The sequence below is a fragment of the Bradymonas sediminis genome (genome assembly GCF_003258315.1).
Taxonomy (GTDB): Bacteria; Myxococcota_A; Bradymonadia; order Bradymonadales; family Bradymonadaceae; genus Bradymonas; species Bradymonas sediminis.
Genome location: NZ_CP030032.1, coordinates 1,780,555 through 1,799,538 on the forward strand (window position 1 = coordinate 1,780,555; position 18,984 = coordinate 1,799,538).

Annotated in this window: 17 protein-coding genes and 3 tRNA genes; 13 read left to right on the forward strand and 7 right to left on the reverse strand. The window is 59.3% G+C overall.

Going from position 1 to position 18,984, the window contains the following annotated elements; translation table 11 throughout:
- Positions 1–69: 69 nt before the first annotated feature.
- On the reverse strand, positions 70–846 hold the full coding sequence (gene kamE, locus DN745_RS06625; protein WP_111333196.1) for a lysine 5,6-aminomutase subunit beta: 777 nt from the start codon (positions 844–846) through the stop codon (positions 70–72).
- Positions 847–1,009: 163 nt separating this feature from the next.
- Between kamE and DN745_RS06630 the strand changes: the two genes are divergently transcribed.
- Entirely contained in the window at positions 1,010–1,477 is a 468-nt protein-coding gene (locus tag DN745_RS06630; RefSeq protein ID WP_111333198.1) for a CYTH domain-containing protein, read from the forward strand.
- Between the two features lie 94 nt (positions 1,478–1,571).
- Here DN745_RS06630 and DN745_RS06635 read toward each other — a convergent pair whose 3' ends face one another.
- Entirely contained in the window at positions 1,572–2,201 is a 630-nt protein-coding gene (locus tag DN745_RS06635) for a pentapeptide repeat-containing protein (protein WP_111333200.1), read from the reverse strand.
- Positions 2,202–2,508: 307 nt separating this feature from the next.
- Between DN745_RS06635 and DN745_RS06640 the strand changes: the two genes are divergently transcribed.
- Positions 2,509–3,372 (forward strand): hypothetical protein, encoded by an 864-nt coding sequence (locus DN745_RS06640; protein WP_133622086.1) that lies wholly within the window; start codon positions 2,509–2,511, stop codon positions 3,370–3,372.
- 18 nt (positions 3,373–3,390) lie between these two features.
- Here the strand turns inward: DN745_RS06640 and DN745_RS06645 are convergent, their stop codons facing one another.
- The 5 genes from DN745_RS06645 to DN745_RS06665 form a co-directional block, all read right to left on the reverse strand.
- Positions 3,391–3,648: a hypothetical protein gene (locus DN745_RS06645; RefSeq protein WP_111333204.1), complete on the reverse strand. Its 258-nt coding sequence runs from the start codon at positions 3,646–3,648 to the stop codon at positions 3,391–3,393.
- A gap of 38 nt (positions 3,649–3,686) precedes the next feature.
- Entirely contained in the window at positions 3,687–4,283 is a 597-nt protein-coding gene (locus tag DN745_RS06650) for a hypothetical protein (RefSeq protein WP_111333206.1), read from the reverse strand.
- Positions 4,283–5,221, reverse strand: coding sequence for a pentapeptide repeat-containing protein (locus DN745_RS06655; protein WP_111333208.1), 939 nt, complete (start codon positions 5,219–5,221; stop codon positions 4,283–4,285). The genes DN745_RS06650 and DN745_RS06655 overlap by 1 nt, the downstream gene beginning before the upstream one ends.
- 33 nt (positions 5,222–5,254) lie before the next feature.
- Positions 5,255–5,869: a DUF4178 domain-containing protein gene (locus DN745_RS06660; protein ID WP_111333210.1), complete on the reverse strand. Its 615-nt coding sequence runs from the start codon at positions 5,867–5,869 to the stop codon at positions 5,255–5,257.
- A gap of 154 nt (positions 5,870–6,023) precedes the next feature.
- Complete coding sequence (locus tag DN745_RS06665) at positions 6,024–7,607, reverse strand: polyamine aminopropyltransferase (RefSeq protein ID WP_111333212.1); 1,584 nt, start codon at positions 7,605–7,607, stop codon at positions 6,024–6,026.
- 372 nt (positions 7,608–7,979) lie between these two features.
- Here DN745_RS06665 and rpsO point away from each other — a divergent pair, with 372 nt between their 5' ends.
- From rpsO to DN745_RS06720, 11 genes are all read left to right on the forward strand, one after another.
- Positions 7,980–8,249: a 30S ribosomal protein S15 gene (gene rpsO, locus DN745_RS06670; protein ID WP_111333214.1), complete on the forward strand. Its 270-nt coding sequence runs from the start codon at positions 7,980–7,982 to the stop codon at positions 8,247–8,249.
- A gap of 352 nt (positions 8,250–8,601) precedes the next feature.
- Positions 8,602–10,704, forward strand: a complete 2,103-nt coding sequence (pnp, locus tag DN745_RS06675; RefSeq protein ID WP_111333216.1) for a polyribonucleotide nucleotidyltransferase — start codon at positions 8,602–8,604, stop codon at positions 10,702–10,704.
- Positions 10,705–10,873: 169 nt separating this feature from the next.
- A complete protein-coding gene (locus tag DN745_RS06680; RefSeq protein ID WP_111333218.1) occupies positions 10,874–11,956 on the forward strand; it encodes a hypothetical protein in 1,083 nt (360 codons plus the stop codon).
- 130 nt (positions 11,957–12,086) lie between these two features.
- Positions 12,087–13,082, forward strand: coding sequence for a hypothetical protein (locus tag DN745_RS06685; RefSeq protein ID WP_111333220.1), 996 nt, complete (start codon positions 12,087–12,089; stop codon positions 13,080–13,082).
- A gap of 99 nt (positions 13,083–13,181) precedes the next feature.
- Entirely contained in the window at positions 13,182–14,486 is a 1,305-nt protein-coding gene (locus DN745_RS06690) for a hypothetical protein (RefSeq protein ID WP_111333222.1), read from the forward strand.
- A 242-nt stretch (positions 14,487–14,728) separates the two neighbouring features.
- A complete protein-coding gene (locus tag DN745_RS06695) occupies positions 14,729–15,004 on the forward strand; it encodes an FmdB family zinc ribbon protein (protein WP_111337567.1) in 276 nt (91 codons plus the stop codon).
- 238 nt (positions 15,005–15,242) lie between these two features.
- On the forward strand, positions 15,243–17,156 hold the full coding sequence (dnaK, locus tag DN745_RS06700) for a molecular chaperone DnaK (protein ID WP_111333224.1): 1,914 nt from the start codon (positions 15,243–15,245) through the stop codon (positions 17,154–17,156).
- A gap of 195 nt (positions 17,157–17,351) precedes the next feature.
- Positions 17,352–18,281, forward strand: coding sequence for a hypothetical protein (locus DN745_RS06705; protein ID WP_111333226.1), 930 nt, complete (start codon positions 17,352–17,354; stop codon positions 18,279–18,281).
- Between the two features lie 148 nt (positions 18,282–18,429).
- A tRNA-Gly gene (locus tag DN745_RS06710) sits at positions 18,430–18,501 on the forward strand.
- Positions 18,502–18,562: 61 nt separating this feature from the next.
- Positions 18,563–18,634, forward strand: a tRNA-Gly gene (locus tag DN745_RS06715).
- 62 nt (positions 18,635–18,696) lie between these two features.
- Positions 18,697–18,768: transfer RNA gene (locus DN745_RS06720), tRNA-Gly, on the forward strand.
- Positions 18,769–18,984: the final 216 nt, after the last annotated feature.

An 18,984-nucleotide genomic window follows, 5' to 3' on the forward strand; every position in this document is an offset into this window, starting at 1 on the left:
ACCACGGGCGTTTGGCGCCCGCAATTGCTTCGGGGGTGGGGGAGAGCACATCGGCAGCCGCGCGGCGGACTATTTCGCCAGCCCACGCGCGACCATTTCCTGGGCAATATAGCTGGCGACATCCGGCGCAGTGGTGCGCGGGCCAAAGCCTGCGTCGAAGCCCAACTCCAGCGCCAACTCATGCGAGATGCGCGGTCCGCCGGCGACCACGAGCAGGTCCTGGCGGATGCCTTCGGCCTCGAGCATATCGATGAGCTCGGCGAGGTTCTTGATGTGGACGTCCTTCTGGGTGACGACCTGGCTGACCAGCAGGGCGTCGGCTTTCTTCTCAATCGCGTGGGCGATGAGATCCTCGTTGAGCACCTGCATGCCGAGGTTATATGCGTTGATCATGGGGTAGCGCTCCAGGCCGTATTCGCCCGAATACCCCTTCATATTCATGATCGCGTCGATGCCCACCGAGTGCGCGTCGGTGCCGGTGCAGGCGCCTAGGACCGTAATCTTTCGCCCGATTTCGGCCTCGATATAGGCGTTGATTTCATAGAAATCCATGCGCTCGGTTTCGATCTGCGCGACCTTAATCTTGGTGAAATCAAGGGTCTGCGTGAAGCGCGCGTACACGATAAAATAGGTGTAGCCCTCGCCGAGGTCCTGGCTGTGGTAGACCTTCGGGTCTTCAAGGCCCATCTTCAGCGCGACCTGGCGGGCCGCCTCGCTGGCTTCGGGGCCGTAGGGGACGGGCAGCGTGTACGAGAGCTGCACCTGTCCGTCATCGAGGGTGTCGCCGTAGGGGCGGACGCGGGTCAGGTCGGCTGGAGTGGCGCCTGTTCGGCCGGTGGTTTTCATGGCAAAGGCTTCGCGCGAAGGAGTCGATGATGGCGGTAATATGGTCAAATAATTGAACTGGTCGTTGGGGCCGGGCGTGTATATAAAACGCAACTGCGGACCTGGCCAACGCTTTATTTTACATAGCGATCATGGGTCGAAATCACAACCCTGGAGGATTCGGATGGCGGTTGAAATTGAGCGTAAATTCTTAGTGTGCTCGCAGCTGTGGCGGGCGGATGTCTTCGATGAGATTCCGATGCGCCAGGGTTATTTTGAGAGCGCCCCGGGAGCCACGGTGCGCGTGCGCATCGAAGGGGAGAGGGCGGTGCTGACCATCAAGGGCCCGACGGTCGGGCTGTCGCGGGCGGAATTCGAATATGAAATCCCGATGGCCGATGCCCGCGAGATGCTCGACACCTTTTGCCAGGGGCGCCAGGTCGAGAAGGTGCGCTACCTCGTCAAGCACGGCGAGCACACCTGGGAGGTCGATGTCTTCGAGGGAGCCAACGCCGGGTTGGTCATGGCTGAGGTCGAATTGGACCGCGACGACGAGGCGGTGGCGACGCCGGAGTGGATTGGCGAGGAGGTCTCGCATGACCGGCGCTATCGCAACGGTTACCTGGCGCGCCATCCCTGGGCAGAGCGCTGAGTTTTTTCGCGGCGGTGGCGAAGCGAGATCGAGAAAGGGGCGCCCGGCTGAGCCGGGCGCCCCTTTCATTGTCGATCTCCTCGACAACCGCTGCTTAGACCACGCGGCGTCGGCCGGTCTTCTCGACGAACCCGTCGGGCAGCACGGAGTCGGTGATTGACATCGCGCTCAGATAGCAGCTCGACGCTTGGCAGGCGCTCAGATCCACATCTTTGAGCTCCATCTCGCGCAGGGTCACGAAGCGCATCTCGCCGCCGGTCGGGACGACGTCGTGCCAGTGGCCGCCCTTAAAGGTGACGCGCTCGAAATTATAGTCCGGCCCGATCAGCTTCTCGAGGGTACAATCGTTGAATTGCGAGTCGGTCCACTCGGGGAATACAAAGTTGCATTCTTTAAATTCGCAGCGACTCAGGGTCGAGGCGTCCAGGGAGAAGTCATCGCCCTCCACGCCCTCGAAGGTGCAATTGAGCAGCGTGCAGCTGTGGACGTAGGTGCCGTTGAGCACGCAGCCGTCGAAGCGGCATTCGGTGAGGGTGCATTCCTCGAAGGCGACATTGGACAGGTCGATGCCCGAAAAGTCGAAACCGGCCAGGTTCTGGCCCGAAAAACTTGCCATCTCGAGGCTCGGCAACTCCCCGTGTTCTTCCTCGTGCTTCTCGACCGCGCGATGGAACTTTTTGGCGTTTCCGGTCTTAACTAATTTGCTAAGTTCGTTCGAAGACATGTGCCCGAGCTTCCTGAAAAAAGGAATAAAGTAGTTTATGGGTGCTGGTGAATCGGGTGTTTTGCGACTTTCGATCAAATAACGTAAGGTCGGCTCAACCCACAAGCGCACTTCGACTAGCGCATTTGACGGTGACTCGTCCAGCCGTGTTGGCCCAGGCGCATAAAAAAGATCATTGAATCACGCTTGGGGGCTCGATGGCGAGTATTTTTGACCAGGCCTGCAGCCGTTGCACGCTTTGATCGTCGCGCTATGATTGTGTTTGTTTCAACTTTGTCTGCACGGTTCATTTTAAGGTGGGCACGATATGCGAAAGAGCCAACTAATTTCTCCGATGATCGCCCTGTGCGCGCTCGCTTTGCCCCTGGCGTCGGCGACTCAGGCGCACGCCCAGAGCACGCCGAAAGCCCGCCACGCGAGCTCCCAGGATTCGCGCTATGCCCAGTATTTTGGGGATGGTTTGCGCGAATTCGGCGAGGGCAACTTTGAGCGCGCGATCCCGAATTTGCTGCGCGCCTATGCCTTGGACTCCAGGGCCGAGACGCTCGGCCTGGTCATCTCGGCCTACGATAAGATGGGCTATTGTGACGCGGCGCTGCGTCAACTCGAGGTCTTTGAGTCGGCCCACGCCCGCGCCAGCGCCCCAGGGCTTGCGGAGTGCGCGAAGATCGGCACGGTGCAGTTGGAATGTGTTGGGGCGGCCGGGGCGTTGGCGGGCGAGTCGGCGCAGGTGAATGGGCGCTTCGAGGTGACCTGCGGTGAAGCGGTGCGGCTGCCGGCCGGTGAGCATGCGGTGGCGGTCGGCGAGGGGGCCTCCGAGAAGTCACGGCGCAAGGTCCGCGTTTTAGAGGGCGAGACCGTTTCATTACGCCTGGAGTCAATCGACCCGCCGAAGCGCTGGCGACCCGTCACCCCCGAGGTCTCCCAATTGCCCGACCTGCCGGCGTATGTCGAGCGCGTGCCCGATGCCGGCTTTAGCTATTCGGTCTTTTTGACTCAGGATGGAATCTACCGGGTCTTCGTGCAGGCGGCCGCGGACCAGCCGCCGGCCTATTTTGATCTTCCCTTTCGACCCAATATCCTGCGCCTGTGCGACAGCGGTGAGCGCTATGACCGCCGGCTTCACGAGTGTGTGCCGATGGAGGGGCTAAATATTACGAAGTTCAAATAAGCCCGCGTGCCTGCCGGCTTATTTCCCGCCATGAAAGCCGCCGCCGGGCCGGCGCGACCCCACGTTTCGGATCCCGGGGCTGCGGTAAAAGATCATATAATACCCGCCATAATAGGTGCGCCGGGTGCTAGTCGAGTTCTCGGCGCCGCCATCATCAACCACCGGCTTGTCGACCCCCCAGCCGGCCGTCGAGGCCGACACGGTCAACGCGATGAGGCTGATTCCGATAAAGCTGAGCAGGGCCAGTGAGCCCGCGCTTCCTGATTTGATACTCATAAATCCACTCCAAATTGCCGGCGCCTGGCGCCCATGGCTTAAGCGAGAAAGTCCTGGCGGAACTGCGCCGCGCGCTCGTTTTCTCGGTCGTCCGTGGTGAGTTTTTTTGCGCGCAAACTCAGCAGCAAGAATAGGATGAAGCCGAGCAGGAAATAGCGCGTTAAAACGACGCCTGATTGGATCTCTACCTCGAGTTTGTCTCCCGAGATGTCGCGCGGGCCGTTGAGTTGGGTCTGCTCATTTTCCCCGTAGACCAGGACTTTATATTCGCCCGCAGGCAGCCGAAAGATCCAGTCGTCGCTGCGATTCCCCTCCGACCAGTCGGGGCCGTGATAATAGGAGAGATCGAAGTCGTGCTCTTGGATTGCGATATCTTCGGTGTCGAGGATGACCGTCTTGACCCATACCCACGAGTTATTGAGGGTGCTCCCGGTGATCTTCATCGTCAGGGGGCCGTCTTTGTCCTGAGTGAATCGAATCGGCGGGGTTTTGACCTGCTCTTGGCCGAAGACCCGTTCAGGGACCTCGACCGACACGATCGGCGCCCCGCTAAAATGGGACCAGGTCATCAGCACGCCGAAGATTAGGGTCATCGCGACGCTAAAGATGAGGAGTTGCTGGTTTCGACCTTTCATCAACCGTCTCCCTTGGTATCCTCATCGGATGGCTTCGCGTCGGCATCGGCCGCGGCGCTGGCTTCGCTGAGCCACTCGGCGAAGCCGTCGGGCAATTCATTGCCCTGAATGTCGAGATCCTCGACGCCCAGCGCCTCAAAGACCGCGGTTTTGAGCGATGCGTTCTTCATGCTGACCTGGCGAAGGGACGCGGCGACCAGCCACCATCCGTCGCCTTTCACCTCGTCGAGGGTGGCGTCCTGGATGCTGGCGGCGCTGAAGTCGGCCTCGCTCAGATTCGCCTTGCTCAGGTCGACGTTGTGGAAGGCAGCGGCCGAGGCGTCGGCCTCGCTCAGATCGCACTCGCGCATGTCGACGTCCGAGAAGGTCGCGCCGCTGAGGTCCGCGCCGTGCATGTCCGCGCCGTTCAGCGTGGTCTCGCCGACCGAAGCGCCCGCGAAGATCGTCTCGCGAAGGTTCGCCCGGCTCAGGTCGACGTCGTAGACCGCCGCGCCGCTGAAATCAGCCTCCAGGAGCGTGGCGTCCACCGCGTCGAGGTCGTTTAGGTGTGCGCCCGAGAAGTTCGCTTCGGTTAAATCAGCGCCATTTAGCGTGATATTGTTGAGCGTCGCCCCGGCGAAGCTCGCCTCGGTGAGCACGGCGTTGCTAAGGTCGACGTTGTCGAGGTCTGCGCCGGCGAAATTCGCCTCTTTTAGGAGCGCGCCACTGAGGTCTGCGCCGTGCAACTCAGCCCCCGCGAAGTTGAACTCCCGAAGGTCCTCGCCGCGGGCGACGGCTGCCTCGAGATCTTCGATGCTCAAAGATTCTTCTTCGTCTGCGTCCGAATCCTCTTCAAGATCCGAATCCTCTTCAAGGTCCGAGTCTTCGTCGATGCCGAAGTCCTCCTCGATGGTTGAATCAACAGAATCAGCGGTCTTCTGGGGGGCTTTTTCGCTCATGATTTAGGCTCCACTTGGGATTTCACGTGTCGATCAGGTGAGGATATTATCACCGGGAAAGACGGTTAGTTCGGATTCATCGAGAGCGATGCCTGTCGAGACTTCGAGATCGCCGTCCCAATCCTCCACTGACAAGTATTTGCCGCTGTCACTCTCATACTCAAAATACTCGACCGGGCAGTCCACCGCGCGCCCGGTGCGCCCGATGCTCTGGGCGGTCGCCTTTCCGCGCTCTTGGAGTTCATAGGACTCGCCCTGGTATTCAATCAGCGCCGGGGGCGGCGACGGGAGCGGGAGGCCTTTAACCTCCTTCCATAGCGAGAGCTCAAGGCCTTCGTCTTCCTCCACGCTAAGCCAGATCTTCTTATCCCCGTCCTCGAGCATAAAGGAATACCACTCCCAGCCGCCCTGACGATAAGTGGTGCGGCCTTCAACCGAATAATCGTTGTCGTAATAGACAATAATGTCGTTGAGGCGCAGGTCAGTGAGTGCGCGCTCGCCATCGCTGGTGAGTTGTTGGGCGGGGCCGCGGAAGTCGCTCGTCAGCGCGCGCGACGCCCTGGGTTCTTTGCGTGACCCGCGCGTGGCGACGTAAGCGATGCCGCCGCCGACGACGAAGGCCAGGGTGATCAGGATAAATGCGGACATGCTCGGCTCGCTTCGGGGGACAAATTTCGGTGATGAAAATGGGGATATTAAGCCGTCGTTGGCCTTAACTATGAATTGAAAGAGGCACTTCCGCGCGACAATACGCTGGCTGCAGCTAGATGGTCAATTACGGCCTGTCGACAGCCTGCGCCCATCAGCGGAAATAGGACTTCCAATCTTCCTGGTAATAGCGCACGAGCACCTGGTCATCGAGGCGGTTAATCTCGGTCGGGATCTCTTTGGTATCTTCCGAGAAAAGGAAGTGACTCTCGAAATTCTCCTGGGTGAGGTAGCGCGTCTTCTCGGTGAGCCGCCACTGGCTCAGGTCGATGGTGCGCGGGGAGAAGAGTACAAAGCCCCATTCGCCAAATGACGGGACGTAGGTATGCATGGCGCGCGCGTCGAGGGTTTCGCCCAGGTGGGCGGGGTGCTCGACGCTTCGGATCGTGTGGTAGATGCACCAGAAGCTTCGGCGCGCCAGATAGGGCGCGGTCGCCTGAGTGATGGCGTAGCCGGAGCCCGACAGGTGGCGCGACAGCAGCCGGTAGAAACTGCGCGAATATAATTTGCTCAGGCTCGTGTCGTTGGGGTCTGGGAAGTCGATGATGATGCGGTCGTAGGGCGCGTCGGCGGCGTGCTCCTCCAAAAAGATCTGGGCGTCCATATTATAGATGGAGACCCGGTCGGCGTGCAGCGCGTCCTCGTTGAGCGCGCGCAGCATCGGCTGCTCACTAAAGAGACGTGTCATCTCGGGGTCAAGATCCACCAGGTCGACCTGTTTAACGTCGGCGTATTTGAGGACCTCCCGCACGGCCATGCCGTCGCCGCCGCCGAGCACCAGGACGCGCTCGCGCTTGCCGGGCATGCCCATGACGCTGTGCACCAGCGAGTCGTGGTAGCGATACTCGTCGATGCTCGAGAATTGCAGGTTGCCGTTTAGATACAGGCGCAGGTCGTCGCGCCAGCGGGTCAGGACCATGCGTTGGTATTTGGTGTCGGTCGCGTAGATGATCTGGTTTTGGTAGAGGCTCGACTCAAACCAGTGCACGAATCGATGGCTGCCCGCCAGACCACCGGCGAGCAGGAGCGCGGCGAGCACCGCGGTGGCGATGGTGGTGCGCGGTTTTTTCAGGTGGTCGCGCAGGATGATGCAGCACACGATCGCGACCACGACGTTGAGCAGGCCGGTGAAAAACGCGGTCGCCAATTGCCCGAGATACGGCAGCAGCACCAAGGGAAAGACGAGTGAGGCGATCAGCGCGCCCAGATAATCCAACCCCAGCACGGCAGAGACATTAAACTCGAGCGCCAATTCATCTTTGAGGAGCCGGATAACCAGCGGGATCTCCATGCCAATAAAGATGCCGATGAGCCCGCAGACCGCGTATAAAACGGCGGTATAATAGGCGAGGTGCACGAAGGCGAAGAAGAGGGCGAAGGCCGAGAACCCCCCGAGGAACCCGACGGCGACCTCCACGCGCACGAAGACGTCGAGCAGATCCTCTTTGACCCATTGCGACAAAAACGCCCCGATGCCCATCGCCGCCATAAATACGCCGACGACCAGCGAGAATTGCAGGATCGCCGCGCCCACAAGGTACGATGAGATCGTGCCGGCCAATAATTCGTAGACCAGGCCGCAGTTGGCGATCACAAAGACCGACCCCAGCAGCACGATGCTCTGGGTCTGGGTGCGAGACTTCTCTTGGCGGCTTTTCTTAACTTCGCGGTCTGACATTTCAACGGGTCCGGAGCGTGGCGGTCGCCAACAAAACTGGCTGCTTTCGTGATCCTCGCCGGCGGGGCTGGCGAAAAGTATGCAATGGAATCAGCAATCCCGGCCTTATTGCATAAGAAGGCCCGAAATAGCCAGCAAATTGGTGGGTCTAGGTGGTGAATGAAAAGTGGGAATGGGCGAGAGTGTTGCGCTGCGAAACGAAGGGAGGGCGGTTGCATGAGTGCTTGACTTTCGCCCCCGCCAGACTTAGGGTCCGCGCCGAATCGGGCTTGGCCTACTCTCCATGGGTGGGTTGCCAGAGCCCTTAACAATCATGAACCGGACTCTTACGCCGCGACGGCGCTAAAGGGACAAAACACAGGAGCAAACCCCATGGCTTTACATCCGGATAGAAAAGCAGAGCTTATCGGCGAATTCAAACGTGCAGACGGAGACACCGGTAGCCCGGAAGTCCAGGTCGCACTTCTTACGGAGCGTATCAACGGTCTGCAAGAGCACTTCGCTGAGCACAAGCATGACCATCACTCGCGCCGCGGCCTGTTGATTCTGGTCGGCCGCCGCCGCCGCCTCCTGCGCTACCTGCGCAAGAAAGACGTCGAGCGCTATCGTGCGCTGATTAAGGCCCTTGGTCTGCGTAAATAAGAAGTAAGTGTAAAAAAGCCGCTAGCCCCGCAAAAGGGCTGGCGGCTTGTTTGTAAGCGCGCAGGCGCGTCGCGGGAATCTTCCCCGGCAACCTCGCGAGAGAACCGAGCACCGCGCATCAACCTCAGGTCAGCGAATCGGTGGCATGACTGTGAAGGGGTAGCCTGTAATAGGGCGCATCAGGGGAACCTGGTGCTTCGTATTACATGCTACGCTTCACGGCGAATACGGACTCCCAACGAGGGAGTCGACCCAAAAGTATGCCCCGATGAGCCGTCTTTGACATCGATGCTCGTGCTTCCAGATGAAAAGATGATTTCATTAATTTACTGAAAAAATGGATTGAACGAATATGGGTATTATAAGAGAAGGCGCACAACTCGGCGACAAAGAACTCATCATTGAGCACGGACGTATGGCCCCGCAGGCCGGCGGTTCGGTGGTCATCAGCTACGGCGACTCCCAGGTGCTGTGCACCGCGTGTGACGGCGGCGAGAAGCCGCATCTGCCGTTCTTCCCGCTGCTGTGCGACTACGTCGAGAACTTCTGGGCAGCCGGCAAAATCCCCGGCGGCTTCTTCAAACGCGAAGGAAAGCCCAGCACCAAAGCGACGCTGACCAGCCGTCTTATCGACCGTCCGCACCGCCCGCTCTTCCCGGAAGGATATCGCCGCGACACCCAACTGGTCGCGTGGGTCATCTCCGCCGACCAGATCAACGACACCGACGTCCTGGCCATCACCGGCTGCTCGGCTGCGCTGATGATCAGCGAGATGCCCTTTAACGGTCCGGTCGCTGGCGTTCGCGTGGGCATGGTCGACGGTGAGTTCATCGCCAACCCGACCTTCGCGCAGCGCGAAGAGTCCGACATGGACATCGTGCTTGCTGTCACCGACAAGGCGATCGTCATGGTCGAGGGTTCCGCCAACGAAGTCCCCGAGGCCGTCATGGTCAAGGCGATGGAGTTCGGCCAGGAGTCGGTCCAGGGCGTCCTTGAGCTGCAAAAGCAGCTCGCCAAGGCGGTCGGCAAACCGAAGCTCAACGTCGAGCCGGTCACCGTCGACGCCGCTATCCTGAAGGCTGTCGAGAAAGAGTCGAAGAAAGAGCTCGATAAGGCGCTGCAGATCGCCGAGAAGCTCCCGCGCTATGCGCGTATGGACGAGCTCAAAGCCGCCACGGTCGAAGCCTTGGTGGAGGCGTATCCGGAGCAAGAGGGCGATATCAAAGACGCCTTCGACTCGCTTAAAAAGTCGCTGATGCGCAAGCGCGTCATCAAGACCAAGACCCGCATCGACGGACGTGACCCGGAGACGGTTCGCGACATCCGCGTCGAAGTTGGCCTGCTGCCGATGGCACACGGCTCGGCGCTGTTCACCCGCGGCGAGACCCAGGCACTGGTAAGCTGCACGCTCGGCACCGAGTATGACAGTAAAGTAGTGGACGGCCTGGAAGACGACTTCAAGAAGCGCTTCTACCTGCACTATAACTTCCCGGGATTCAGCGTCGGCGAGACCAAGCCCTTCCGCAGCGTCTCGCGTCGTGAGCTCGGACACGGTGAGTTGGCCGAGCGCGCGCTGACCGCGTCGCTGCCCGACCTTGAGGAAGAATTCCCCTATACCGTGCGCATCGTCAGCGACACCCTCGCCTCCAACGGCTCCAGCTCGATGGCCGCGGTCTGCGGCGGCAGCCTCGCCATGATGGACGCCGGCGTGCCCTTCAAAAAGGCCACCGCGGGCATCGCGATGGGTATGATTAAAGAAGGCAAGGACATCGTGGTCTTGAGCGATATCCTCGGCGACGAAGATCATATGGGCGACATGGACTTCAAGGTCACCGGTACCGTTGACGGCATCACCGCCTTCCAGCTCGACACCAAGATTGAAGGGATCACCTTCAAGACGATGGAAAAAGCGCTGCTGCAGGCCAAAGAAGGCCGCGATCATATCCTCGGCGTCATGAACGAGGCGATCGCGGAGCCGCGCAAAGAGCTGGCCGACACCGCGCCGCGCATCACCTTCATCAAGATTGACCCCTCCTCGATCGGCGCGGTCATCGGCTCGGGCGGCAAGACCATCCGTGGCATCCAGGAAGCCACCGGCGCCCGCGTCAATATCGAAGACGACGGCACGGTGAAAATCGCCGCGAATAACGCCGAGTCGGCCCAGCAGGTCATCGAGATCATCGAAGGCCTCACCGCCACCCCGGAAGAGGGCAAAATCTATCTCGGAACGGTCAAAAATATCACCGATTTCGGTGCGTTCATCGAGATTCTTCCGGGCACAGAGGGACTCTGCCACATTTCGGAGCTGGCCGAAGGCCGCGTCGAAAACGTCGGCGATGTTCTGAGCCAGGGCGATGAGGTTTGCGTGAAATGCCTCTCGGTCGACATGAAGCGTGGGCGTATTAAGCTGAGCCTGAAAGCGGCCGCCGCCGAGCAGGAAGACGCTGACGCGTAATCCTCGCTGAGCACGCAATCCGGTGAGAAAAAAAGCCACCGCCTCAGGGCGGTGGCTTTTTTTATTATCGCAGGGGCGTGAATATATGATTATTTTTAGCGTTTATTGATTTGAGCCGTCGTTAGGCGCTATGCTTTGCTTAGACGTACTAAACCGACCCAGAGCGGCGATGGGAGCACGCGCCGCTACCTTTTTCGATGAGCTACAAAAGATGTTAGTGAATTTTGATCTTCGCAAAAATAGCCTCCTGCTTCTCTGTGTAGTTTCGCTGATGAGTGGATGCATTCTATCCGACGACAGCCCCACGGAGCGGCGCGTCAATGATGTCGGCGTGGACGCCGGGCAGGGCGAGGATGTGCTGGAAGATGTCTCTGATGCGACGCAAGACGACGCGACGCAAGAGGATATTGCACAGGAGGATGCGGTGGGCGATGTCGGCGATGACACCGACAGCGGCGGTGTAGAGTGCGATCCGGCTGCGCCCTCAAGAGCTTGTTTAGAGGATGCCTTGCTCGGGAAAACCTTCGCGACGCTGATGAATGCCTCGACGGACAATGCTGAACAATCTGGTGATGCGCCCGAGGTCGGTCTCGCCGTCTTTTTGGAATTCAGCCAGGACGAGCAAAATCCGTGCATTGTCGATTTACAGTTCGAGCAACAGACGCAGGGAACCTGTGCGCTGACCTCAAATAATCGGCTCCAAATCCTTGTTGAGGACGAAAATGGTACGCTGGCCCCCGTCATCTCGCTCGACCCTACGTTTCGGGGCGGTGAACTCACCGCTTTGAAGACCGATGAGATTCCTAATGTTGGCGTTTTGGACTTTAGGCCGCTGCCGGAGACCGGCGTGCGCAATCAATTGCGACAGGAGTTGTCGGGCGCGTGGGTTGAAGAGGCCGGTTTGAATGATCCTGCGCCGTCCGACTCACGGATCGGCGTGAACTTCAATCAGGACGGTGGGCGCGCTGACTACGGAGTGCGGTTCCCCGAGAGCGGCGTGTTTTTGGCATATATCGCCGGGGATTTTGAGATTATTAGTTGTGGTGACAGGGCTTGTTGGGCCATTCGTAACGCGCATTACCAGATCAACCAGCCTGACTGTGTCGATAACTGTTTCTCGGTCGGAGACGCTGCAGTTTCCCTGGGCGGGGCGATCAAGGGAGGCGAAACCGTAAGCGCGATCATGCTGCCCAAGGTCGAAGGTGAGGTGATGTCGTCGGTGCAGGGAGTAAGGGTGCGTCCAAACCAATGAACTTGGCTGATGTTGCCCCCGTGATGACGGCGCGCCGGCCTCGCTTGGATTGTGACTCAAGGGGCTATCTGATACGGTTTTAGTCGGGCGATGCGCGTCCACATGGACCACAATTTTGAGGAATAACACTATGAATCGTTCAAAATATATTCAATTCGCGTTGACCTTCTTTCTCGTGCTCGGGTTCGCGTTGCCGGCGATGGCCAAAGACGAGGGCAACCTGAACGCGCCCCTGGGGACGGTGAAGTGGGGCGATAGCCGCAAAGATGTGGTCAAAAAGGTCAAAGAGCAGCTGCTCGAGGCGATGCGCACAGATAATAAATTCAAGGGCAACCGGGTGCTCTTGCAGCGCGAGCATACCCGTATCCTCAATAAGGTCGATGAGTTCTCGGCCAGCTACGAGAAGCTCGACGCAAACGCGGGCTACCAGGTCAGCGTCATCTCCGACGAGTTCAGCCGCCAGAACGGTGAGTCGATGATGCAGATCCGCGACACGGTCGCGAATCGCTACTATTTCTTCGTCGACGGTGGCCTCTATAAGATGGTGGTCGCGTATAATCAGCGCTACCTTCGCAACGTCGGGTTCGAGCCGTTCGTCGTGCAGGTGGCCCAAAAATACGGCAAACCCGTCTCCACTGACTTTATCGAGGAGGAGGACGAGGATGTCTTGATGGAGGCGATCTGGACCAAAGGCAATACGATTCTGACCGTCAAGAACCAGAAACGCTTCTTTGGCACCTTCACGATGGCATTTGCTGAGCGCTCGACGGCGAAGCGCCTCGATGCGCTGCGCGTGGCGCGTGGCGACGATAAAGACACCGAGAAGGGGCTGTCCGCCCGCGTCGAGTCATTGACCGAGATCAGCCAGCGCGAGGTCGACGCCGATATCGTCGACTCCATCATCGGCGACTCCAAGATCAACCTCAATGAGGGGCGCCCGGTCGACTCCCAGATTGCGCGCGCCGAAGAAGAAGCGGCTCAAAAAGAATTGGCGGCCAAGCAAGCGGCCGAGGCTAAAGCGAAGAAGAAAAAGAAGAAGACCAAGAAAAAAGCCAAGAAGAAAAGCAAACGCGATTTCAGCGATATCGAGTCCTCGGACAGCGGCGACGACTTGATTATCTATTGAGTCTAAAGCAAATACATGACGAGCGGGACTTCCCGCTCGTTTTGTCATTTGTCTGGGTTAAGCGAAACGTTGTGTAATTTTTGAAAAAGAATAAATCATATGAATCAGCGCAGTTATTATTGGGTCGGGCTCGCCTCCTTTTTGATCTTCACTGGATTGGGTTGTGGCGATGACGCCGACGCCACCGCGCCAGACCGCTTCCCCGCGTTGGGCGAGGCGTCTGCGCTTGAGTACGAGAGCGAGGCGTTTGGCGTCGGGTTTCACCACGGCTCGACGGTGCGCCTGACGCCCGGAGAGTCGCAAAATGGTGTGCTCGAGCGCGCGGGCAGCGTGATTAACCACGCGTTTTTGCACGTCTCCGCGTTTGACGCATACGCCTCGACCTACGGCGAATTCCTCTATTATTCCGCCGCCACAGGGACCCCCTCGCGTGGACCCCAGGACTTCCGCACGAACCCGGATGCCGCACGCTTTGAGGCGCGCGCCGGCGATTTGCTCAGCGAAGTCCGTGAGGCGAAGCTTGAGAGCGGGGCGGATTTCGACAGCTATAGCATCGTGTTGGATCTGTGGAACTCGCGCAGCTCCTGGTATGTGCCGTGGGACGGGAAATCGACCCGCGCACCGGGCTCCTTTGGCCTGTATCGAGACGATATGCGTGAGAGCCTGATCGCCCAGATTTCGGCGGTCGCCGCCGAGAGCAAACCGCGTTATTTCATCATCGGAAACGCGATGGAGCGTTTCGTCGCGGATGGCGAAGCTGCTTTCTCCGAGACCGAGTTCTCCAACTTCATGGTCTTCTATCAGGACGCGGTCGCGGCGGTTCACGCAGCCTCGCCGGAGACCAAGGTGGGCGCCGGCATCAATTGGGACCGCTTCGTGGAGCAGGTCGCGCCGCGCTATCATGCCGACTATGAGTCGCGTGAGGCGGGCGCGCCGGTGACGGCCGAAGAGATCGACGCCGGGTTCCAGGCGGTCATCCTTCCGCTGCTCGAAGCTGGTGATATCTTGTCGCTACAGAGTTATACTTCGCTGGATGACGCCAACCCGGGCGCCTACCAATTCTTGCGCCGAGTTAAGCCGCTCTACGGCGTCGACAAGCCGCTGGTCTGGTATAGCGTCGGCAGCCCCGTGACCTCGCGCTCCGGCTATACTCAGCAAGGCCAATATTTGGAGCGCTTCGCCCAGTGGAATGCCGGGTTGCAGCCCGAAATGGTCGCCTGGAAGTCGTTGATGAATATCGACGGCGCCGACGTCAGCAGTGGCGATGTCGCCGGGCAATGCCGCGGATTGACCGGCACCGCCAATGATTTTGAAGTGCCTCTTTCGCATTGTTTTGACGGGCTCTTTTCCTCGGCCCTCCAGCCCAAAGCGGTCTTTAACGTGCTTCAAGGCGCGATTAAATAAGCCCATCTCTGGCTGCCTCGCGGGGCAGCCAAAATTAATTCAAAAATTTTGGCCCGAATCACTTGACTGCTCGGCCTTGGTGCGCAATTTACCCGCGTCCATGGTCTCAGCCGGTTTTTGGGGCCTCCGGATTCCAAGGAACGGGTGGTGTCGCGGCGTCGAATGATTCGACGCCGCGACGGTTCACCCGCTATTTATTTGTCAGAACCATTCGGTTTGTCGAAGTCACAAGGTCGTTGAATATGCCCATCTACAAATATGAATGTACAGAGTGCGGACATCACTTCGAGGATTTGCGCAGTTTTAGCGAACCCGACCCCGAAGAGTGCCCGAGTTGTCAGGCGGACGCGGTTCAGAAACTGATCACAGGGGGCAACTTTGTCCTGAAGGGTAGCGGCTGGTATGTCACCGATTACGCGTCGAATTCGGGCGGTCGCGGAGCGCCGGCGAAGGCCGACGCCGCGCCCGCGAGTTCCGCGTCTTCCGGCGACGCCGCGACCTCGACCAACGCCGACTGATCGGGGCGACGCGCACCAGGTCTCACCGCAAATTCATCGTCTAAATTAATTGCTTGCCTGCACCTAATCGGTGTCTAAGCTTGGCTCGAACGAAATCGCGGCGGAGTCAAACGCCGTCCGGAAGGCCCAGGGCCTTGAATCCGGCCGACTCCACCAGACGCGGTGCGTACACCGTATTTGGCCAGCACTCCGCCAGTCATTAATCAAAGCATTTGCTTAATATTTAAGGAGTATCTCTATGAGCAGAATTATCGGAATTGACCTCGGAACCACCAACTCTGTCGTCGCCATCATGGAAGGCAAGGACCCGGAAGTCATCACGAACCAGGAAGGCGCGCGCACCACGCCGTCTGTCGTTGGTTTTGACTCCAATAAGGATGTCCTTGTCGGGCGCATCGCGCGTAACCAGGCGATCACCAACCCCGAGAATACCATCTTCTCGGTCAAGCGTTTTATGGGGCGCCGCTTCTCCGACCTGAAAGACGAAGTCGGCCGCGTGCCCTACGAATTGGTGAAGGCAGACAACGGCGACGTCGCCATCGACGTGCACGGGCGTAAATATAGCCCGTCCGAGATCTCCTCGAAGATCCTCATCAAGCTGAAGAACGCGGCCGAAGATTATCTGGGCGAAGAAGTCACCCAGGCGGTTATTACCGTCCCAGCGTATTTCGACGACGCCCAGCGCCAGGCGACCAAAGACGCCGGTCGTATCGCTGGCCTCGACGTCAAACGTATCGTCAACGAGCCCACCGCGGCGGCGATGGCCTACGGTCTGGATAAAACCGAAGAGCAACTCGTCGTGGTCTATGACCTCGGCGGTGGTACCTTCGACGTCTCGATCCTCGACGTAGATGAGAACGTGATTGAGGTTGTCAGCACCAACGGTGATACCCATCTTGGTGGCGATGACTTCGACGACGTCGTCATCGACTGGCTCATCGCGGAGTTCAAGAAGGACACCGGCATCGATGTCTCCAAAGACAAGATGGTCCTTCAGCGCCTCAAAGAAGCGGCTGAGAAGGCCAAAATCGAGCTTTCGAGCACGCTTGAGACCGATATCAACCTTCCGTTCCTGACCGCCGACGCCTCCGGGCCCAAGCATCTCAACGTGAAGCTGAGCCGGGCGAAGTTCGAGCAGATGATCGGCGATATCGTCGAGCGTACCCTCGCGCCCTGTAAAGCCTCGCTTAAGGACGCCGGTAAATCGATCTCGGATATCGATGAGGTCATCCTCGTCGGTGGTTCCACGCGTGTGCCGCTTGTTCAAAAGACGGTCACAGAATTCTTCGGCAAGGAGCCGCACAAAGGTGTGAACCCGGACGAAGTTGTCGCCCTCGGCGCTGCCGTTCAGGCCGGTGTTCTCAGCGGCGAAGTCAGCGATATGCTGCTGCTCGACGTCACCCCCTTGTCGCTCGGAATCGAGACCCTTGGCGGCGTGATGACCACGTTGATTAACCGTAATACCACGATCCCGACCAAGCAGAGCGAGACGTTCAGCACCGCGGCCGACAACCAGAGCTCGGTGACGGTCCACGTGCTTCAGGGCGAGCGCCCGATGGCAGCGGACAACAAAACGCTGGGTAAATTCAACCTCGAGGACATCCCGCCGGCACCGCGCGGCATCCCGCAGATTGAGGTCACCTTCGACATCGATGCCAACGGTATCGTGCACGTGTCGGCCAAAGACAAAGCCACGGGCAAAGAGAAGAAGATTCGCATCGAGTCTTCCTCCGGACTCTCGGACGCTGAGGTCGAAGAGTTGGTTCGCCAGGCCGAAGAGAACCGCGCTGAGGACGAGAAGAAGAAGGCCAACGCTGAGGTCAAAAATAGCGCGGAAGTCGCGACGCACGCGGCGCGAAAATTCCTCAATGAGCAAGGCGATAACCTCGAAGCTGAGCAGAAAGCCGAGATCACCACGAAGCTCGAGGCGCTTGAGAAGGCCCTCGAGGAGCTTGACTACGACGTGCTCCCCACCGCTATGGAGGAACTCGAGCAGGTCATGCACAAGGCGGCCGAGCAGATGTATCAGGCCGCTGGCGCCGAAGGTGGCGCGGCTCCGGGTGGAGCTGGCGAGTCGGCACAGAGCGACGACGATGACGACGACGATGATGATGATGACATCATCGACGCCGAGTTCGAAGAAGCTCAGTAATCTCTTCGCTTGGGTAGTCGTATAAGGCGTGTTTGACGCCTAATTTGAAGCCGGTCCTGGCTATTTGTCGGGGCCGGCTTTATTTTTTGTATAGGGCCGATCCGATATTAAGGGTCGCGTTCTTGTAGTTTCTAGGGCAGAACCGCTATTATCTTGCGTCATTGGTCTCGCAAGTATCAGGCCCGGAGAGTGATCATGGATAAAAATACCGAGCAGGACACCGGTCGCGGCGCGGACGTGCAAGCCCGCCAGGCCGAGGATGGAACCTTCGAATTAGTGGTGTCGGACTCTGCGGCACATGCTGCGGTCACCGAAGAGGCCGTCAAAAGCCACCGTGAGGCCGAGGCGGCGCCGAGCGAGGCCGTGGCCCCCAGCCCTGCTGGTATGAAGCGCGCTGGGGTCGTTCTGCTGCTTGTCGCGCTGATAGGCGGTGGGGCGGTCTATCTATTCGCCTCCGGCGACGATGAGGTGAGCGAGCCCGCGCAGGCCGCGCGCTCGGGCAGCGATGGTTTTCAGCCCTACGCCGGAGGTGGCGGCGCGGCGCCTACTAGCGCGCGTTCGAACTCTCAGGGGGAGACCATCGACCGCCTTAAGGCCGCGGAGCGCGAGGAGGATCCCCAGGACCGATTCGGCGACCCGCGCGCCCAGGCTGCGAACGCCCGCGAGCGGGCTGCAGAGCAGGGCGCTGAGCAACTTGACGAAGACCAGGCGGCTGACGACGGCGCCTGGGAGCTCGACGAGGCGGCACTTCTTGAGGAAGCCCGCGCCGTCGAGATGGCCGAGAAGGCCGCCGCCGAAGAGACGGCTGAGTCGGAGAACGTCGAGGACGGGGTCGACGATGAAAGCGTGCAGGAAGTCGAAGAACCGGAGCCGCGCGGCGAAATCTTGAAAGAGCGTGGGGTGCGTATTATGCAGCCCAAGATGAGTCGCGAGAGCATTAATCGGATCCAACGCGTTGAGGCGCTGCGCATCAGCGAAAAACGGCCCCCACTGCGTGGATTGCGCGGGTTGCAGCGCCGCGCCGAGCAGGAAGCCGCCCAGGCTGAACAGGGTCCCGAGGGCGAAGATGGGTATTGGGACGAAGCCGAGACCGATGATCGCGTGCCGGAGTTTGGCAGCGATTAAGAAACAGCGTTTGACGCAGGTTTTACAGGCCTGAGCCGTGATTTTTAACTCTTTGCAAAAACTTTAACAAAAGTGCTTGACAGCATCGGTAACCTCGCCTATAAACCGTCTTCCCGGAGGCGCTTCGGGGTTGAGTGTCACGCCCAATGCGGGAGTAACTCAGCGGTAGAGTGCAACCTTGCCAAGGTTGACGTCGCGGGTTCAATTCCCGTCTCCCGCTCTACAGAAGGCAGATGATTCGCCTTCATTTGTGACACCACCCCAGCCCTCCGGTACTCTACGCGGGAGTAACTCAGCGGTAGAGTGCAACCTTGCCAAGGTTGACGTCGCGGGTTCAATTCCCGTCTCCCGCTTTACACGAAGGTCGTTGTGCAGACCTTCAGATTTGGCAGCACCCAGAGTACAGAACCTCTACGCGGGAGTAACTCAGCGGTAGAGTGCAACCTTGCCAAGGTTGACGTCGCGGGTTCAATTCCCGTCTCCCGCTTAAGGCGAAAGCCCCGATTTTATCGGGGCTTTCGCTTTTCTTGTTTCTGACATTGGTGTTTGCGCTGGCGCCGGGGGAGGGCATTGTTGAGTGCGGCCAGGCGAGGTGGGTCTGATATATGACTTGGGCCGCGCGCAAAGGAGTCGGTGAGCGAGCATGCGCGTCGGCTCAGGGAGCGGTAGCGTGCTATCTCGCGTGTTCCCTTGGTGCGCGAGG